Below are 19267 nucleotides of genomic sequence, written 5' to 3'. Positions count from 1 at the left end.
AAACTATACTACTCCTAACTACAGCCTTTGTCGAGATACGATTTCAATGCTTTTAATGCACATTCTTTCGTTATACTATTTATTTTTCCCACATCATTTGTTTGTGCTTTAAAAAAACCGCCTTGTTGATCATCTCGCATAAATTCAATACGATATACATAGCGATCTTCTACACCTGACGCATCAATGTAATCTTTTGAATTCCAACCAAAATATTTCATCGACAAACGTACATTCATTGCAGTGATGTCATCTACTTCTTCAAAATATTTAATTGTCTTACTAACAGAAATATTGAAAAACATTTTTTTCTCCTTCTATCTTTCTTTTGTTGTGTTAAAATTAACATAAATCACCAAGCATGTAAATACAAAATTAAACGTATCCCTATTGTAGGCCACATTTTTATGTATATAAAAATCTCCCGCCAAATAATCGGCGGGAGACCAAAACTACAATCCATAGCAAAATATTTACAAGCGTAAATACGCGCTATCGAATCTCATTTCACTTATAAAAGCTCCATTTATTTTATAAAATCAGCAATATTTCCCTTTCGAATGATAGGTGGAAGATCAGGCTGATCAGAATATCCAACGGCTAAGCACCCACACACTGTTTCTTGTTTTCCAATTCCCAATTTCTCAAGATATGTTTTTATGGCTTCGTTATCTGCTAACCATTTTAATTGATTAATCCAACATGTTCCGATATTCAATTCCGCCGCCATAAGCATCATATTGCCTAATGCAAGTGAACAATCTGCCATTGCATTGCCATACCCGCGAAGATTTGTTGCAATAATGAAAGCGGGTGCATTATACATAAAATTATATTTTCCCTTTTTTGATAAGGTAATGGAAGTTTTAATGCTACCATATGTATTTTCATCAATCTCCATTTTGGCAAATTCATGTTTCACCAATTCCCGTAATTCGTCTAAAATTTCTACTTTTTGAATCACAACGAAGTGCGAAGTTTGATTGTTACTGCCGCTTGGTGCAAGCTGTCCAGCTTCAACGATCTGTTTCATTTCCTGATCTGTAATTGGCTCCTGCTTAAACTTTCTTACACTTCTACGTTTTTTCATAATTTCTAAAATACTCAGGACAATCACTCCCCTCAAATTATCTATCTTGATTATATCATTCCCTACAGATTTATACTGCATGCTTTTTATTCAATATGCTATAATTTATTCAATAAAAATAAGGAGTACAATCATGCAATCCATTCAAACACGTTTATTTTCCTTATCCGATGAAACCTATCGCCAATTTCATAGCAAATTATGCCCAAACACAAAGAATATCATTGGCGTTCGAATGCCATTACTAAAAAATCTGGCCAAAGAACTGGCTAGAGAAGACTGGCGTACTTATTTAAAAACAGCCGAAGATACATATTATGAAGAAATCTTACTACAAGGCTTGATCATTGGCTATGCCAAAGCTGATATTGAAGAAATATTAGCGTACACCACTTCTTTTATTCCTAAAATAGACAATTGGGCAATCTGCGATAGCTTTTGCAGTAACCTAAAAATTATAAAAAAACATCCTGCGCGCGTTAGAACATTTTTGCAACCTTATTTACAATCGAATCAAGAATTCGAAATACGGTTTGCCGTTGTCATATTACTGCAATTTTATATTACCGATTCCTATGTTACTGAAACGCTTTCTGCGTTAGACGAGATTCGGCATGATGGCTACTATGTTAAAATGGCCGTAGCTTGGGCAATTTCTATTTGCTTTATAAAATATGCGGAGAAAACAATGCATTATTTAGACCACAATACCTTAGACGATTTTACTTACAACAAAGCACTACAAAAAATAACAGACTCGCTTCGTATCGACCGGCAAACCAAAGAAATCATTCGCAAGATGAAACGTAATACCCCTACCCTAAAGAAAATCAACGAATAATAAGAACAGCAAACATCAGTAGAGCCAGTCCTAAGGTACCGTATTCTATCTTTTTCATATAATATAAATATTCCAATTTTATTGGTAAAACGCGCGGAATATTACTGCACAATAATGAAATCGCCATGAAAATATCAAATAACACAGAATACAACGGTAAACTATGAAAGAAAATGATCGACTTACCCAACAAATAAATCGAAAACGCAATAATAAAATAACTCACTTTTTCACTCAACATACCTGCACATCCAATCAAAAATTCTCCCTATATTATATCATACCATATTATCCTGTTCCTAAGAAACATAGACAGATCGGCAGCGGGTCGGTGATAAGCACTCATCTGCGTCGTTACAGAAAGATGCTGCTCGCCCTAGTACAGAAGTACGACTTCTTCACAACCTCTTTCTGTGCCTAGCATCTGAGCACTTCTCACCAACCGGCAACCTATCTTCGTACTAATTTTTAAGTAGAACGGCTTTCGTTATTTTCTAAATTATCAACATGAATATGTTATTTTTCTAGAGTTTGGGGTATGCCACATTAAGATGTGACATACCCCTTAGTTTTTTACCTAGCCTTTTTCATTCGGTTCTTTTACTTTAAACCAAGCAGCATACATGGTTGGTAAAACAAGCAGTGTTAACACAGTGGCACAAAACAAGCCGCTGGCAATTGCTACTGCCATTGGTCCCCAGAAATTATTGCGCATCAATGGAATCATACCTAAAATTGCCGCTGCGGCAGTTAACATAATCGGTCTGAAACGAAGAATTGCTGAATCAATAATTGCCTGCCACACATCCTGCCCATCGGCAATATGTTTTTCAATTTGATCCACCAAAATAACCGAATTTCGAATAATCATTCCACTCAGTGCCAAAATTCCAAGTTCAGCAACAAATCCCATGGATTGATTCGTCAATAACATGCCAAAACTAACGCCGATAATTCCAAGCGGAGCAGTCATTAAAGTCAGGAACATAAGAGACATTCGCTTCAGTTGCAGCATCAACAATGTAACAATGACGATGATCATCGCAGGAACTGGAGCCAACATTAACCGCATTGCCTTTCCGCTGTTTTCCAATGCACCATCCACTTTCACAGTATATCCCATTGGCAGGCTGTCACGAAGCTCTTTCGTTGCATCATACACTTGTTGTGTTGCATCATTGCCCGTGATTCCATCCATAATATTAGCTCTCACAGTAATCGTTGGCTTTAAATCCCGCCGCCAAATAAGTCCATCCTCCGCCCCATAACGAATTTTGGCAATTTGTTCAAGTGGAACATAGCTGCCATTGCCGATTGCGATCGGCATATCTTTGACTTTTGATAAATCGCTGCGATCTTCATCATGCATTCTAAACACAATATCAATTGTTTTATCTTGTTCATAATACTCGGCAACCGCAGCACCTGACAATTGTGTCTGCAATGCTGTGGCCAGAGACTGTCCATCAATCCCTAACACTCTTAGCTTATCTTGGTCTAAATCAAGCTGCATCACTTTGCTTTTTTCATTCCAGTCAAAGTGCACTTGACGTAGATTTGGATTGGCCGTCATTTTCTCCGCAACTTGATTGGCAATTTCACGAACTTTTTCATGATCGTATCCTGAAACACGAAGCATCACCGGATACGCTGCCGGCGGACCCGTTTGAATTAATTTCACATTGCTGCGAACACCTGGCATATCTTCTGCCATAATCGTCTGAATCTTTTCTGTGAGCTGTTTTCTTGCGTCCAAATCTTTGGCAACGATAATAAATTGCGCATAATTATTTGCAGGTAACACCGGCTCCGTTGTCAAGACAAATCTTGGCGCCCCTTTTCCCACGTAAAAACTGTAATTTTTAATTGCCGCATCGCCATCAAGTCGTGCAGCAAATTGTTTAGCTGCATCTTCTGTTGCTTTTATTGAAGCGCCCTCCGGCAGATTTAATTCTACAATTACTTCTGGTCGAATCGATGGCGGAAAGAATTCTTGCTTAATAAATTTCATCATAAAGATCGACACAAAAAAGCATATTGCTGTACCGACTAAAACAATTCTGCGGTGCTGCAGACACCAAGTTAAAATCCTGCGAAACATTTTATAAAACTTACTTTGATATGCTTTATTTTCTTTTGATGTATCATGCACTTTTACTTTGATTAAATGATAACCAAATAAGGGTGCTACCATCACTGATACAACCCAAGATATAATCAAAGCAATGGCAATTACCGGGAAAAGACTGCTTGTAAACTCAGCTGCCATACCCTTAGAAAATCCAACGGGGATAAACCCGGCACAAGTAATCAAAGTTCCAGTCAGCATTGGCAATGCAGTTACTGTATACGCGTAGCATGCCGCTTTAAATCGATCGTATCCTTCTTCCAGTTTGACTGCCATCATTTCCACGGCAATAATTGCATCGTCGACCAAAAGCCCCAGTGAAATAATGAGTGCACCTAGCGAAACCTTATGCAGATCAATCCCCAGCATTTCCATCGCTAGAAAAACACCTGTAATAACCAATGGTATACATAGTGCTACCACAAGCCCGGTGCGCACACCTAAGCTTAAGAAACTCACAACAAGTACAATGATAATTGCTTCACGCAAGGTGCTAATAAAATCATCAATTGCATCCTTTACCACTTCAGGCTGATCAGAAGCCTGATGAATTTCAAGTCCTAATGGCAAATCCTTTTTTATTAAATTAACTGTTTTCTTTAAATCATCACCCAAATCTAAAACATTGCCGCCACTTTCCATCGACACCGCAATGCCAACGGCAGGTTGACCATTAAAATACATTTTAGGCTCTGCCGGCTCTACATATTTACGTTCTACCGTTGCAATATCACCCAAACGGAAGATTCTTTCATTGGCTTGAATCGGCAAATTACGAATTGCTTCGATATCATCAAATTGCCCTGTCATTCTCAAATAAACATTATCCGTACTCGTATCAAGCATACCAGCCGGGGTCATCGCATTTTGCTTTGCTATAACATTTGCAATCGTGCTTGGATTTATCCCCAATTGCGCAAGTTTGCTATTTTCGATTTCAATATAAATTTTTTCCGCCTGCTGACCAATTAATTCAACTTTTTTAACATTGTCTATATCAAACAACATCTGACGAATTTTTTCTGCTTCTACGCGCATTTCTTCATAACTATACCCGTCTGCTGTAATTGCATAAATCGATCCATAGACATCATCAAACCGATCATTAAAAGTTGGCCCGATTACCCCTTGTGGCAAATCAGCTTTCATATCATTGACTAAATTTCTAGCCTCTAGCCAGGTGGAACGAATCGTACTTGCCTTTGTATCTTCACGCAAAGTCACATAAATAACAGATGCCCCCGGACGAGAATAACTTTTCAGATAATCCATTCCCGGTAAATCCTGCAGCTTCTTTTCTATTTTATCTGTAACTTGTTCTTCAATTTGCTTCGCACTTGCCCCCGGCCATGCAACCGTCACTACCATTTGCCGAATCGTAAACTCGGGATCTTCCATCCGTCCTAATTTCGTATAGGAAAAACACCCCATCAAAAAAATGACAAGAATAAAATAACAGACAAGTGATTTATTTTTTAAAGCGATCTCTGTCAGGTTAAACTTTTTCATTTACCTTCACCTTCTAACACTCTCACTTCCTGCCCAGCCCTTAATTTGTGTATACCGGCAGTAACAATTACATCGCCATGATTTAGCCCAGAGGTTACTTTAACCTGATTATTTCCGAATGCTTCTATCGTTACAGGCTGTAAATTGACCACGCCATCTTGCACGACCCAAACCTGCGGCACATCCCCGGTCTGATAAATTGCCGTCAAAGGAATCGTAGTTATCCCTAAGAGCTGTGCATCACCAACAGCAATTGCTACATTTGCTGTCATACCTAGTTTAATTTGCTCGGAAGGATTCACTAACCCTATTCGAACTTTATAAGTACGTGATACTTTATCTGCCATTGGAGCAATCTCACGAATCGTGCCATCAATAACCATATCATTGAGTGCCCAAAAAGATACTGCAACATGTTGACTGGCCTTTAATTCTTCCAAACGATTTTCGGGAACACTGATTTCCACTTCTAAGTCTCCGGCTTTGACAAGCGTAACCATAGCTTGCCCCGCGGAAACGACTTGCCCAACTTCTGCATGAACTGCAGAAATAACACCCGTGCTATCTGCAACCAATTTACTATATTCCAAACTATTATTTCCTTGTGTATACTGTGCCTCTGCTTGCCTTAGCGCAGCCAGTGCAGACTCATAGGACGTCTGATATTGCTCATACTGCGCTGCACTCACTGCTGATTGTTCATAGAGCTGCCGATAACGATTTAAATTTGCCTCTGCTAAATTCAATTGCGCCCTTGCAGCATCAACTTGCGCCGAGCCAATATTTACATTTTGAAGAATATCTTTACGATCTATTTCCATGAGCACCTCACCAGCATTTACACTGCTGCCGAGATCTACATGACGTGCAATGATCTTTCCACTTACCTGAAATGCCAATTGCGACTCATAACGCCCATGAACCTCCCCAGCATAATTCATTGTAGTTGCTAGATTTCCCATAACAACCTTCTCTGTCTTTACAAGTGGAATATCCTGCTCCGCTTCTGACTTTTTACCGCAACCACTTACAATAAATACACTGATTAAACAAAAAATAAGACCTAATTTCACTAAATTATTCTTCATTTTCCACCCCTCCTCTATTTTGCCTTTCAAATAACAGACTACATTCCCTACTGCTCGCTTTTTCAGCCAAAATACGCAGTCCTTTTCTCACTGTTTCAAAAGTTTCTTGATCCATTCCATCACTAAGAAAATGCATCCATTGCTTTAACATTTTAAATACAGGCGCCTTGGTTTCTTCACCTTTTGCGGTTAAATATAATTTTTTAACTCGTTTATCCTCTTTATCCTGTTTGCGTAAGATAAAGCCCTTTTCTTCAAGTAATTTAATCGTCCTTGCCGTGGCAGCTTTATCGATAAATAAAACTGTGGACATATCTTCCTGGTTGATTCCTTCACGGCGATATAAATTCATCAACAGCACACATTCCGAAAAACCAATGCCCAGATCACTGCAAGCATTCGTAATAAAAGTCTGCGATTGCCGATTTAAAATACCAAATTGTCTCGCAATATCTAAATTATCCATTCCCATTCACTCCAATTTATTTTTGCAGGTTTATTATACTACAAACTAGTTGACTCAATCAACTAGTTAAATATAAAAACATCATAAAGTACACGCTTATTTTCCAAAGTTTATGATATAACAAACTTTAGAATTTTATGCATTGAACTTTATGATGCCTTATTTAAAACAATATTTATTTATTTATTAGCAGATCAACTGCAGATGCCGTAATTAATTTCGTCGCTAAATCCAGGGCCTTTTCATCAAAATCAAAATATGAATCGTGATGCCCCGCAGCTAAATCTGCGCCAACCATCATATAAGCTGCTTGACCGCCATTTTGCTGAACGCGTTCCATGAAATAAGAGAAGTCTTCGCTCGCACCAAAATTACATTCTGGTACAATCTCATGAAAGATTGCAAGACGCTGTGCCACTTTCGTGATTTTATCTGCAAGTTCTACAGTATTATTTCCGCCTGCAGCACCACCCATTTCAGTAACTTTGACATCAACATCATACATCACAGCTGCAGCTTGAATAATTCTCTTTGCTTCCGCTGCCATATATTCGTTGATTTTGCTTGTTGCGCCGCGTGTTTCTAATTTTAGAATTGCATTTGGCGGAATTACATTACGACCACTGCCAGCATTTAATATACCTACATTAATGCGCGAAGCGCCATCACTATGGCGGGAAATCGCATGCAGATTTAATGCTGCCGCTGCTGCCGCAAGCAAAGCATTTTTGCCTGTTTCAGGTGCTGCACCAGCATGCGCTGGCAAACCTGTAAATTCAGCATCAAATTTACTTGTCGCTAAAAATCCAGTTACGTTACAAGCAAGTTGTCCCGTTTTTTTCATTTGGAAACCAAAATGTGCTCCCAACATATAGTCAACATCATCTACAATACCTTTTTGTACCATAGCTTTTGCTCCGCGAACACCTTCTTCGGCTGGTTGGAAAACCAATTTGACTGTACCGGTTAATTCATCTTTCAATTGCATCAAGATTTCTGCAACTGCAAGACCAACAGCCGTATGTCCATCATGACCGCAGGCATGCATTGCACCTTTATTGATTGAACAAAATCCATCTTTTCTTGGACGGTGATTTTCATCTTCGGTTTCAATGGCATCATTAGAATCCATATCAAAACGTAACCCTACCGTTGGTCCAGGTTTAGCAAATTTTAAAACGCCAACCACGCCGGTCTTACCACCAGCCATTTTTTCCACCCAATTAGGATTTGCGCCTTGTGAAATCGCACGTTCGACATGCTCTGCGAGCACAGTTCCCTTAGGAACCCCCATCATTGCCGCTTCATCCACTACATCAGCGCCAAGACTTACTTCATATCCCAATGCAGTTAATTGATCCGCAACGAAAGAAGCCGTACGGAACTCTGTCCAAGCAGTTTCTGGATGTTGATGCAAATCTCTCCGACGTGCAACCGTCTGCTCAGTTAAATTTTCTGCTAAATCTTTAATTTTCTTGTCTAAATCTAAAACACTCATCATAATAAAACTTCCCTCGTATTCTTACTTTTTCAAAAGAACCGTTTTACTTGTAATCTAGTACTAAGATAGGTTCTACATTAACAATACAAACATTCCGACGATCATTGCCCCTACCATAGGCAAGCAATTGCGTTTTGCAATTTCCATCGGATTTACACCTGCGATGCCGGCAACAATAATTGTTGCACCAGCAATTGGTGACATTGTACGACCTAATGTACCCCCTAGTGTCGCCATACTACCCATTTGCACTTGTGAAAGACCAAATTCAGCTGCATGCGGCGTAATCGCTTCATTGAAAGCAAAGGTAGCTGCATCGCCAGAACCTACAACTAAGCCAAGTAAGAATGGTCCAACCGCTGCGCAAACTTTAACAATTGCCGGATTGTTCAACATAACATCCATGAAAGATTTTACAACTCCCATAGCTGTTAACCCAGATACAAATACACCTGCCGAAATAATAATCCCTAAAATTGTTCCATATGCTTTTCCCATTCCATCGAAAAATGCATTACTTAACTCAACAGGATTTTTTCTCGTCGCAAGTAAAGCTACAGCTGCGCCGATTACCATAGCCTGAGGAACACCCATTTTAAACACTGGTACAAGTCCTGTTGAACCCAAAATTAATATTGCAATTGGCAGGATCGGCATCAACGCATATAGAAAATTCACTTTGAAATTTGCTTCTGCTTGCAGACCCTCTGCTTTATATCCTTTATGCTCTTTCAAATAATACGCTGTCAATGTAATTAATATTGCTGCAACAATAAGGGATGCTATATTCGCTTTATAGTGAAAACTAATAACATCCATAACGTCCACACCAGCGATTTTTGCCACAAAAGGATTATGTGCTAATCCTGGATTCAGCATACTTCCGTAAGTACCACACTTTACGGCAGCTGCTGCCATCGCAGGATGAATACCTGTTGACATCATCAACGGTACAAAAATTGCCCCTGCCGCTGCTGCTGTTCCTGCCGCACTCGGAAGTGCAACGTTTACCGCATACGTACCAATAACTACCCCAGGAATTAAAAATGGACGAAATCTTGATAGCCCTTTTGCCATGGAGTTAATCAGATGCTTATCACATTCTGTATACCGCATGACCATAGCAAAACCCATTACCGAACATACCGCTTGAATCAAGCCGCCGTTTGTCATATTTTTTGCAAAAGAATTTAATGATTCCATCGGATTTCCCGCAATACAAGCCATAATAATACCGGAAGCTAATAAGATCAACCGTGCATCGTAACGCTTGAATAAAAAATAAATGGTGACTATAACAATAGCTAGTCCCAACCATGTCATCATAAAAAATGACCTCCCCTTAAAAATAATTCTTAATAAATATTTAAAATTCCATATCTTACAAAATCCAAGATTTTCTGCCCTAAATCCTGTTCTTATAAGATATTTCTCTATTATTTTATCATTTATAAAAACAATTTACATACAATATTTTTATACTAGCATTATAAAATCAAATAGAATGAAGTTTATCAGTAAAAAAATTTTTTAACTTGATTTATCTTATGCTATAATAATCAATATATATGGATTTTAATTATATTTTGACACTAAAATTCATTTTTTATTAATGGAGTAATATGCTTATGGAATTAAAACAGCTAGAATGCTTTCTTATGGTCAGCAAATTGAAGAGTTTCACACTTGCTGCCGAACAACTTTATATTTCACAACCGGGTGTGACGACCGCCATCAAAAAGTTAGAAGAAGAGCTTGGCGTTCAACTTTTTGTCCGCAATAAGAAAAACGCTATTTTAACCGCAGAAGGGCGAGTATTTTTTAATCATATCGAGATTATCATGCATGATGTATCGCAAGCAATCACAAAAGTAACTGAATTGAAAAATCTCAATAGTGGAACAATTTCAATTGGCATATCACCTGTGACCGGTATATCGGTGGTGTCTTTTTTGCTTGCCAAATTTCGTAATCTGTATCCGGCACTTAACTTGATTTTTGTTGAGGCTGGTTCCACTAGCATTCAAAAACAGCTTGAGGAGGATAAACTTGATCTCGGTTTAATCATAGCAAACGAAAATACAGAAATGCTCGAAACGGTTGACCTAGGTATACAAGAGCTGGTCGCTTGTCTGCCTTCTTATCATATGTTAAAGGGTAAAGAGAATTTATCTTTTTCCGCTTTAGAAAAAGAATGCTTTATTTTATTTAAAGAGGATTGTCCAATTCAGAAACTGATTCTGCAAGCTTTCAAAACACTTGATATTACACCGCATGTCAGTTTCGAATCCAATGCAATTCAAACCATCAAGCGTTTGATTGTTTGTGGAGCCGGTATTGCAATCTTACCAACGGAAGCAATTGAAAACGACAATAACTTTGTCGGAGTTCCTCTCTCTCCACCGCTTCACGTGCCAATTCATCTCGCACATAAAAAAAGCAAGCATCTCTCGCATGCCGCCCAAACACTTTATGATTTTATTAAAACCTCTTACAATCCAGAATAAAGAAGGTCGCAAGTAGTAGTTTTGCTATTACTTGCGACCTTTTAAATTTGATGTGAAAGATTTGTTATCTTATCACTCAAACAATTGATATTTTCTAAAGTCTTTACAATTTCATTACTGGAAGAATTCTCTTCGCTTTTCTTTCTTTCTTCAGCTTGATCATGGGTATGATCGAACATCATAATATCGGGCGATATTTGATTTGCAAAAGATTTCATAACAACATCGTGCATCGTAAGCATGGAAGTATTACTCTCTGCCATAAGTTTTTCCAAATCGTCGGCAACACTTGCTAATTTACGTCCATAATCACTCTCTTTTGCATGGACAACAGATGACTTCATCTTATTGGTCAAAGTCGTTACCTGCTTTGAAATAAACTGGTGAAAATAAGTCGCTACCCATTGAATCAGCATACATGCTGATTGCATAGATGCAACACGAGTCGTACCTATAATAACAACATCTTCACGGAGATACGATGCATATTTTTCTGACAATAAAATCGTTTCACCCACCAGTCTCTTGATTCCAATGATATATTTCGCCTTCTTTAATGCGGCAATTACTTCATCCTGCGGCATTGCCTCATAAGCAACGCTAATGAAATTCACTTCAATCCCCAGCTTCTTGCAAGCTTTTGCCAGACGAGCAGGATATCGTAAGTTGGAATTAAAAATATAGACATCTTCCCCCGCAGGAATTCGTGCAACTTGTACAAAAAATTGGGATGTCGGCATAAGATCAAGCACGATGATTTTATTTTGTGGAACAACCTTTTTCAAAGTTTCCGCCTGCGTTGCAGCACAAATAAATAAATCCGCAAAATCATCACATTTTATTTCATTGGTAATGACTGTTGTAAATATTGCCGAATCGCCAATAATTAATTTTGCTGCGCCTAAGACTTCCTCTGCATTTAATTGATTGCTACCAGCCACAGCTATTCTTATTTTCATTCTTTAAACTCCTTTCTAAACAAAAATCGGCTATATTTAGGAAACATTCCGATACCTCATTTACAATAAGTATTATAGATGATGAAACGCATAATCGTCAACGAAAGTATTTTGTACACCGGCAAAATTCTCTGCCAAATTTTGCACGATCACAAATCTCTATTTATAAATTGACCGATGCGCGAGACCAACACACATCTCGTTTAAATTAAGTACACCGACCCCCATATAAATGGCTACACATAGATGCTCATCATATCGGGCAATACCAATTTTCCCTCCGACGTTGAAACCAATCGCCTTATGTTTGATTTGCTCTAAAGCCGCACCTGCAGCACCAGCAACTGCTCCCGAACCAACATGTGTATCCGGTACCAAGCCCTGCCTCTGTGCGGCTACTACTGCACGCTCAACAATCTTGACGATAGAATGAATAAATTCGCCGCCAAAATCGACAGCTGCAACTGCGATGCCTTGCTTGGCTAACATTTGTTTTATCTCATTTTCTTCTGTACGACTCGCTGTCACAGCAATTTTTAGCGCTGCTCGGCCAATATCAATACTGGTATATTGGGATTCTTCCATCTACGATCGTCTCCTTATCCTACTGTCCGCTCTATTTTTACGACTGAAAGTATAAACTCCATATAAAAAAAATTTTTTTCAACAAAAATCACCATACAATGCTGCATGTCGCAGGCACAATAAAACAACTTCACAAAACAAGAAACTTTTTAAATTCGTATCATTAATATAGATATAAAATTTAACACAATTGCAATCGACAGCTATTAATCTCATTATAGCAAATCCTACAAAAAAAGTATTCCTTATGTAATAAAACAATATTACAAGAACCTTACAAAACTTTAAACAATTCATAACAACATAAAATTGACAAAATAAAAAAAAGCTCCTAGTATTATTTATATACAAAGATGAATTACAGAAAGAAGGCCTTCTATGAAAGATGTTTTAGATACACACACGCATACGATCGTCAGCGGGCATGCCTACAATACATTAAAAGAGATGGCATTATCCGCTGCTGATAAGAAACTCGAACTGCTGGGTATTACAGAACATGCCCCTTCCATGCCAGGAACCTGTCATGAATTCTACTTTGCCAACCTTCGTGCCGTTGATCGGACGGCTTATGGTGTTGAATTGATTTTAGGCGCTGAACTGAATATCCTCGACTACTGCGGCAATATCGACTTGGCAGAAGACAAATTAAAAAAACTGGATTATGCAGTTGCCAGCATGCATGACTTATGTATAGATTCCGGCACAAGAGAAGAAAATACAGCTGCAATCATCGGTGCCATCAAAAATCCTTACGTCAATATCATCGGACACCCTGATGACGGTTTCTATCCGCTCGACTATGAAGCAATTGCTCGAGCAGCCAAGGAACATCATGTGCTGCTCGAAATTAACAATAGCTCTTTACGCCCTGACAGCCATCGCGTTAACGCCTGGGAAAATGACACAACCATGCTCAATTTTTGCAAACAATATGGAACATCAATCGTCATGAACAGCGATGCACATGCAGAAACGGCTGTAGGAGATCACAAATATGCAAAAAAACTCTTGGAAAAAATTCATTTTCCTGAAGAACTGGTTGTAAACACTTCTGTACAAAAATTTAAATCCTTTTTGAAGAAACCTTAAAAATTATTTGAAATTTACTACCTATTTCCTATTTTTCTTCGACGTTGTTTCCGACAAACCGACGAATGTCGAAAAATAATTTTCCTGTTTGACAAATTTAGACAAAATACACCATTGTATTTTTTGGAAATTCGTACTATTATAATAAGTAAGGACCCTAATTCCTTTCCACTTTAAGAAAAAGATTTATAAGAACAAGCAGAAAGAGCCTTCCTGTATCATGCAGGAGGCTCTTTCTGGTTATTTTGTAAAAACAGGACCATTCACTAGCGGTGAGAGGAAGAGAATCTATCTATTTTATTTTTCTGACAATCTGCGCAACATTTGATAGTTTTCCACGATTGATTTAAAAAGCTGCGTATCTTTTGCAATGCCTGTATATGCTTCAATCGTCTTTTCAAGACCGACTTTACAAATAGAAGCTTGGATTTCTACAGCATCTTGATCCTCTTTATAATCAAATAATAATGCTGCTGCAATAACGACTGGCAGACCGATTAAATCAATTCCAAATTGCATCGCTTGCGTAGCCGGGCTAACCAAACGATCCTTTGCAGATAATTTCCGAATTGGGGACCGCCCCACACGCGTAACCTCATCAGAAATATAAGGGTTTTTGAAACGACTTATAATCTTTTTAATATAAGCTGCATGCTTCTCTTCTGCAAACTGATATTTTTTTACTAAGAGACTACCGGTTTCTTGTAAAACAGTTTCGGTTATCTTTAAAACATCGGTATTTTTGATTGCTTGATCAATGCTCTTGAGCCCGTGTAAATAACCTAGATAAGCAACCGTTGCATGCCCAGTATTCACTGTAAATAATTTCCGCTCAATAAAAGGTTTTAAATCATCGACGTACGTAACACCTTCAATCACAGGAACTACGCCGACCATTTGCGAGCGATTTACGACCCATTCATAAAATGGTTCTACCGATACAAATAGTTTATCCTCGTTTTTCTGCAAAGGAACAATACGATCTACTGCAGCATCAGGAAACCCTATATTTTCTTGCGCTGCTTGTTTATCCGTATCACTTAGATGTTCATATACAAAAGATTTCAGTGCAGAACTGCCGCCAATCATATTTTCACAGGCAATTACATTCAATGGTTTACGATTCTGCTTCACTCTTAACGAAATTCCCTTTGCAATAATCGGTGCAATAAATTTAAGAATATTAGGGCCAATCGCTGTTGTAACAAGATCAGCCTCAGCAATTGCTTTTACCACTGCTTCTTCATTTTTCCCATCAATTGCTTTTACGTTTTTTACAACAGAAGCAGTTTTTTCTTCCGAAGCAAGCATAACCGTATACTCTTTTTTTGCATTGATTTCTTCAACCAATTCTTGATTCACATCGACAAAACAAACTTCATAGCCTGCTTGATACAACAATTGTCCAATAAATCCTCTGCCAATATTACCGGCACCATAATGAACTGCTAACATATTATAGCCCCCCTTTGAGGATTGCTATAACCTCTTCGTCTCGTGTTGCCTGCACAAGTTTTTTTACATTTTCTTCTTCCGAACATACAATTGCAATGCTTGACAGCATTTCCAAATGTTCATCACCAACACCGGCGATACCAATTAATAAATACGCCATATTGCCGCCGCCAAAATCTACACCTTCTGGTATTTGCACAATAGAAATGCCGGAAGACTTAATAAACGCTTTAGATTCATTTGTTCCATGCGGTATCGCAACTCCATTGCCAATATACGTTGTCGACAACGCCTCACGATCCTGCATTTTATCAATATATTCTTTCGTTACATACTGCCCTTGTACAAGCAGATCGCCTGCCAAAGCAATTGCTTCGCTTTTATTTTTTACACTGGCATTTAACTTGATTTGCTCTTTTGATAACACAAAATTACTCATAATGATCTCCCTTTTTTATTTTTGTTACGATATGTTTATATAAATGCGTAAGGCAATATGAAGTGATCTGCTGATGATTTTTACCGTTTAAAACGTCGATAAATTCACTCTCGATTAACAGTGAACTCATCTCACTTAAAACTTCTAATCCCTCTTTTTTAATATGTGTCGGTGCCAATAAGAGAAGAATCTTATCCACACTGACATATTGATCATCCATAGATTCAATACACAACGAATTCTCTAAATAATATAATCGAACTACGGGTTCGCTTATCATTGCGATTTTGCCATGCAGTAATGCGATCTGTGCATTGGGGATTCCCAACCCACCTAACTTCTTCCGTTCCATGAGTTTTTCAATTACTTCATTTTTATCACTGAGGATATGTTCGTCTTCCATCTGCTTACAAATCCAATAAATCAAATCTTCCATCTGCATATTTTGGTTCGCTATGGTGTCAAAGCGAAATTTCTCAATCATCGAACAGGTAACAGATATATATTGCTGCCAGCCTTTTAAATTGCCTAGCAGGCAATCACTGTTTAGATGATGTATCGTCTTTAAGTTTTTAGGTTGCTTAATTTGACTAATAAACAGATTGATATTGTGAATATCTTCTTTTGTCAAAAGCGGTGTAACCAAAACATACTCTTTTTTTCCTAAAGATAGCGGTACTGTGGATATAATTAAATCATACGTTTCCTCTGGTATCTTCTGAATATCAAATAATGAAATATTTTTTGCAATTCCGATATAGGGCAATTCCTTTTCAATGCGGCTAGCCAAAATTCGCGAAGATCCAATTCCGCTTGAACAAACAACCAATGCACGATATTGGAGCCGATTCACCTGCCCCATTCTCTCTAAAGCTGCACCTATATGCATGACCAAATAGCCAATTTCCGCTTCTGGAACCTCAAGTTCAGTGAAAACCTCTTCCACCGCTGATTCGAGTACCAAAAACAACGTATGATACCGCTCTTTAATCTCTTCTAAAAGCGGATTTCTGATATTCATATTTTTTTTAATGCGAAATAACGCTGGCTCAATATGCGTCAGCAGTCCCTGCACCAAAACAGTATCCTCATGAAATGAGACATTGAACGCTTCTTCACAATATGCTATCAATTGGTGAACTTTAGCAATCAATGCAGCGTTTTTAAATTCAAAACCATCATCATAAGAGTTTCGCAACTTAGCGCCTCTTAAATGCATCGTGATATATCCGATTTCAGAATCTGGAATATCCATTTGAAATAGATTCCGCAATCTTTCAATCATCACGCTGGCCGCTTCAAATTCCGGTGTACCTTTAAGCTCCTGCAAATGTTCCTCGGCAAAAACAATTTGTTCACCTTTTTCAATGCGTTCAATCGCTAGTGCCAAATGAATGACTAACCCGATAAAAGAACTATCCGCCAATGGATAAGGCAGCTCATTCTCCAAGTTACGCAGGGCGTTTTCAATCATAATTAATTTTTCTTTTTCTATTAAAGTCAATAACCGTTCAGAGACCGTATTGATATTCTTCGTTGATTTACTCTGGATATTGTCTTTTATAAACCCTAAAAGCTCAAACTCATCTAAATTTTCAGCGATAAGATCACTCATCGCCTTGCGTTTCGCCGATTCGTCGCCCGTTAATTCTACCCCATACCCACGTCTCCGAATTAAACGTAATTTATAATGATCCATCCAACGCGCAATTTCATCTAAATCATAACTGATTGTTGCTGTTGTAACCTTTAAATCATAAGCTAGAGAAATCAGTTTGACCGGCTCGGTCGCCTCTAGTAACTGGCAAAGGATTAATAATTTTCTTTCTTCTGGTAAATATTCTACTGTCGTTTGATTAAACAGCGACAATCGTAAATTCTCTTTTTGTACAGCACTTCCCTCGATTACAACACCGATTCCAGATTTTTTAACCAACTGCAACTGAAACGGGTTTAACACAAAATCAATATCATTGAGCTCCCGATGCACAGTACGCGTGCTTACAGCGATGCGATCTGCAATCTGCTTAATCGTAATCTCCCCGGGTTCCGTTAATAAAATATTCAAAATCATGCGTTGTCTCGAACTGACACTCATCGTTATAACTCCTCATAAGCAAAGAGTTCACGCTAGTTAATTTAACTAGCGTGATTTTTATTTAAGATAACCGCTGAACGAGTGCTTCATATTCCGGACTATTTAAGAAATTTTCAATTGAGATATGTTCAGCTTGCGGAACTCTTTCTCTTGCCCGATCTGTTAAAGTTTTCTGCGTAACCACAATATCTGCGTCTGCCGGTATCTCATTAATTGCCGTATTAATTACTGTAATGCTTTCTAAACCGGCTTCTTTAAATTTTTTACGCAAAATCGAAGCCCCCATCGCACTAGACCCCATGCCCGCATCACAAGCAAAAACGACCTTGTTCACATTTACTGCAGCAGTAGCTGCACTCTCTTGTACTTTCGTACCTTTTAACGCTTGCATTTTTGCACTTGCTTGTTCTAAATCTTCATCTTCATTCTGCCCGCTCATTTTAAGCAGAGCAGATGCAATCAAGAAAGATACAATTGACGCCACTGCAACACCGGCTAGTACGGCAAATAAACCGCCTTTAGGTGCCATTGCAATCAGTGCAAAGATACTCCCTGGTGCAGGAACCGCGACTAAACCAGCGCCTAATAATTGGAATGTCAAAGTCCCTGCAACTCCGCCGCCCATAACAGCTAAAAGAAGTCTAGGATTCATTAAAACATAAGGGAAATAAATTTCATGAATACCACCAAGGAAGTGAATAATCATCGCACCCGGTGCAGATTGACGTGCATTGCCTTTTCCGACGAAATAATACGCTAATAATACACCTAAACCAGGTCCCGGATTCGGTTCAAGCAAGAAAATGATCGAACTGCCTGCACTTGCTGCCTGATCCATTCCAATTGGACTAAAAATCCCGTGATTGATGGCATTATTTAAGAATAGAATTTTTGCAGGTTCTACAAATAAATTCGCCAATGGCAATAACCCTGCCGCAACAACCACATCTACAGCAGCTACTAAAGCTTTGGTAATTCCCAACATAATTGGGCTGATACCAAGAAACGCTAAAACAGCTAAAATAGCACCCAAAATTCCGGCTGAAAAATTGTTCACTAACATTTCAAAACCAGAAGGAATATTTCCTTCAAATAATTTATCAACCTTTTTCATGGCCCAGCCGGCAAACGGCCCCATTACCATAGCACCTAAAAACATCGGCTGGGATGCACCAACGATAATTCCCATTGTCGCTACAGCTGCAACGACACCGCCTCTGACATCATAAATCATTTTACCACCAGTATACGCGATCAGCAGCGGTAAAAGAAACTGGATCATTGGGCCAACCAACTTAGCCAAATCTTCATTCGGCAGCCACCCAGTAGGAATAAATAAGGCCGTAATAAATCCCCAAGCAATAAAAGCAGCAATATTCGGCATAACCATTCCACTCAAAAATCTACCAAACTTTTGAATTACAATACGAGCTCCAACTCTTTCCGTTTGCGCAATTGAAGCATTCTGCATTTGATATACCCCCTTTTATTTTGCCCTTGTTGACAAAT

The 19267-nt window shown here is 38.5% G+C and carries 17 protein-coding genes; 3 read left to right on the top strand and 14 right to left on the bottom strand.

Annotated elements, in window-relative coordinates; all coding sequences use genetic code 11:
* Positions 1-14: 14 nt before the first annotated feature.
* Together BN6559_RS10755 and BN6559_RS10750 are read right to left on the bottom strand one after the other, a co-directional pair.
* Positions 15-305 carry a hypothetical protein gene (locus BN6559_RS10755; protein WP_110954704.1) on the bottom strand — a complete coding sequence of 97 codons (291 nt, stop codon included), beginning with the start codon at positions 303-305 and terminating at the stop codon, positions 15-17.
* Positions 306-526: 221 nt separating this feature from the next.
* Positions 527-1090, bottom strand: coding sequence for a nitroreductase family protein (locus BN6559_RS10750; protein ID WP_199883929.1), 564 nt, complete (start codon positions 1088-1090; stop codon positions 527-529).
* A 133-nt stretch (positions 1091-1223) separates the two neighbouring features.
* On the opposite strand from BN6559_RS10750, the gene BN6559_RS10745 reads away from it, so the two are divergent.
* Entirely contained in the window at positions 1224-1931 is a 708-nt protein-coding gene (locus tag BN6559_RS10745) for a DNA alkylation repair protein (protein WP_199883928.1), read from the top strand.
* Here the strand turns inward: BN6559_RS10745 and BN6559_RS10740 are convergent.
* From BN6559_RS10740 to dcuC, 6 genes are all read right to left on the bottom strand, one after another.
* Positions 1921-2172, bottom strand: a complete 252-nt coding sequence (locus tag BN6559_RS10740; RefSeq protein ID WP_110956377.1) for a hypothetical protein — start codon at positions 2170-2172, stop codon at positions 1921-1923. The two genes, BN6559_RS10745 and BN6559_RS10740, sit on opposite strands and share 11 nt — an antisense overlap.
* 336 nt (positions 2173-2508) lie before the next feature.
* The gene (locus BN6559_RS10735; protein WP_110954702.1) at positions 2509-5568 is read right to left on the bottom strand and encodes an efflux RND transporter permease subunit; all 3060 of its coding nucleotides are present in this window, start codon (positions 5566-5568) and stop codon (positions 2509-2511) included.
* The gene (locus tag BN6559_RS10730; RefSeq protein ID WP_110954701.1) at positions 5565-6656 is read right to left on the bottom strand and encodes an efflux RND transporter periplasmic adaptor subunit; all 1092 of its coding nucleotides are present in this window, start codon (positions 6654-6656) and stop codon (positions 5565-5567) included. The genes BN6559_RS10735 and BN6559_RS10730 overlap by 4 nt, the downstream gene beginning before the upstream one ends.
* Positions 6646-7122, bottom strand: a complete 477-nt coding sequence (locus BN6559_RS10725; protein ID WP_110954700.1) for a MarR family winged helix-turn-helix transcriptional regulator — start codon at positions 7120-7122, stop codon at positions 6646-6648. Before BN6559_RS10725 ends, BN6559_RS10730 begins: the two co-directional genes overlap by 11 nt.
* Positions 7123-7297: 175 nt before the next feature.
* A complete protein-coding gene (locus BN6559_RS10720; RefSeq protein ID WP_234407832.1) occupies positions 7298-8623 on the bottom strand; it encodes an amidohydrolase in 1326 nt (441 codons plus the stop codon).
* A 72-nt stretch (positions 8624-8695) separates the two neighbouring features.
* Positions 8696-9949, bottom strand: coding sequence for a C4-dicarboxylate transporter DcuC (dcuC, locus tag BN6559_RS10715; protein WP_110954699.1), 1254 nt, complete (start codon positions 9947-9949; stop codon positions 8696-8698).
* A 302-nt stretch (positions 9950-10251) separates the two neighbouring features.
* On the opposite strand from dcuC, the gene BN6559_RS10710 reads away from it, so the two are divergent.
* Entirely contained in the window at positions 10252-11130 is an 879-nt protein-coding gene (locus BN6559_RS10710) for a LysR family transcriptional regulator (protein ID WP_199883927.1), read from the top strand.
* Positions 11131-11171: 41 nt separating this feature from the next.
* On the opposite strand, the gene BN6559_RS10705 is transcribed toward BN6559_RS10710, so the two are convergent.
* Together BN6559_RS10705 and BN6559_RS10700 are read right to left on the bottom strand one after the other, a co-directional pair.
* Entirely contained in the window at positions 11172-12089 is a 918-nt protein-coding gene (locus tag BN6559_RS10705; protein WP_110954697.1) for a hypothetical protein, read from the bottom strand.
* Positions 12090-12248: 159 nt separating this feature from the next.
* Positions 12249-12674, bottom strand: coding sequence for a HutP family protein (locus tag BN6559_RS10700; protein ID WP_110954696.1), 426 nt, complete (start codon positions 12672-12674; stop codon positions 12249-12251).
* A 378-nt stretch (positions 12675-13052) separates the two neighbouring features.
* Between BN6559_RS10700 and BN6559_RS10695 the strand changes: the two genes are divergently transcribed.
* Positions 13053-13766 carry a phosphatase gene (locus BN6559_RS10695; RefSeq protein ID WP_110954695.1) on the top strand — a complete coding sequence of 238 codons (714 nt, stop codon included), beginning with the start codon at positions 13053-13055 and terminating at the stop codon, positions 13764-13766.
* A gap of 297 nt (positions 13767-14063) precedes the next feature.
* Here BN6559_RS10695 and BN6559_RS10690 read toward each other — a convergent pair whose 3' ends face one another.
* The 4 genes from BN6559_RS10690 to BN6559_RS10675 form a co-directional block, all read right to left on the bottom strand.
* Positions 14064-15221, bottom strand: a complete 1158-nt coding sequence (locus BN6559_RS10690; RefSeq protein WP_110954694.1) for a mannitol-1-phosphate 5-dehydrogenase — start codon at positions 15219-15221, stop codon at positions 14064-14066.
* 1 nt (position 15222) lies between these two features.
* Complete coding sequence (locus BN6559_RS10685) at positions 15223-15660, bottom strand: PTS sugar transporter subunit IIA (protein WP_110954693.1); 438 nt, start codon at positions 15658-15660, stop codon at positions 15223-15225.
* Positions 15653-17758, bottom strand: coding sequence for a BglG family transcription antiterminator (locus BN6559_RS10680; protein WP_110954692.1), 2106 nt, complete (start codon positions 17756-17758; stop codon positions 15653-15655). The genes BN6559_RS10685 and BN6559_RS10680 overlap by 8 nt, the downstream gene beginning before the upstream one ends.
* Positions 17759-17819: 61 nt before the next feature.
* On the bottom strand, positions 17820-19229 hold the full coding sequence (locus BN6559_RS10675) for a PTS mannitol transporter subunit IICB (protein ID WP_110954691.1): 1410 nt from the start codon (positions 19227-19229) through the stop codon (positions 17820-17822).
* Positions 19230-19267: the final 38 nt, after the last annotated feature.

The sequence above is a fragment of the Massilibacillus massiliensis genome, assembly GCF_900086705.1.
Lineage (GTDB): Bacteria > Bacillota > Negativicutes > FLKF01 > FLKF01 > Massilibacillus > Massilibacillus massiliensis.
Note: the sequence above shows the minus strand (reverse complement) of the source record. Positions and strands in the feature narration are given on the sequence as shown.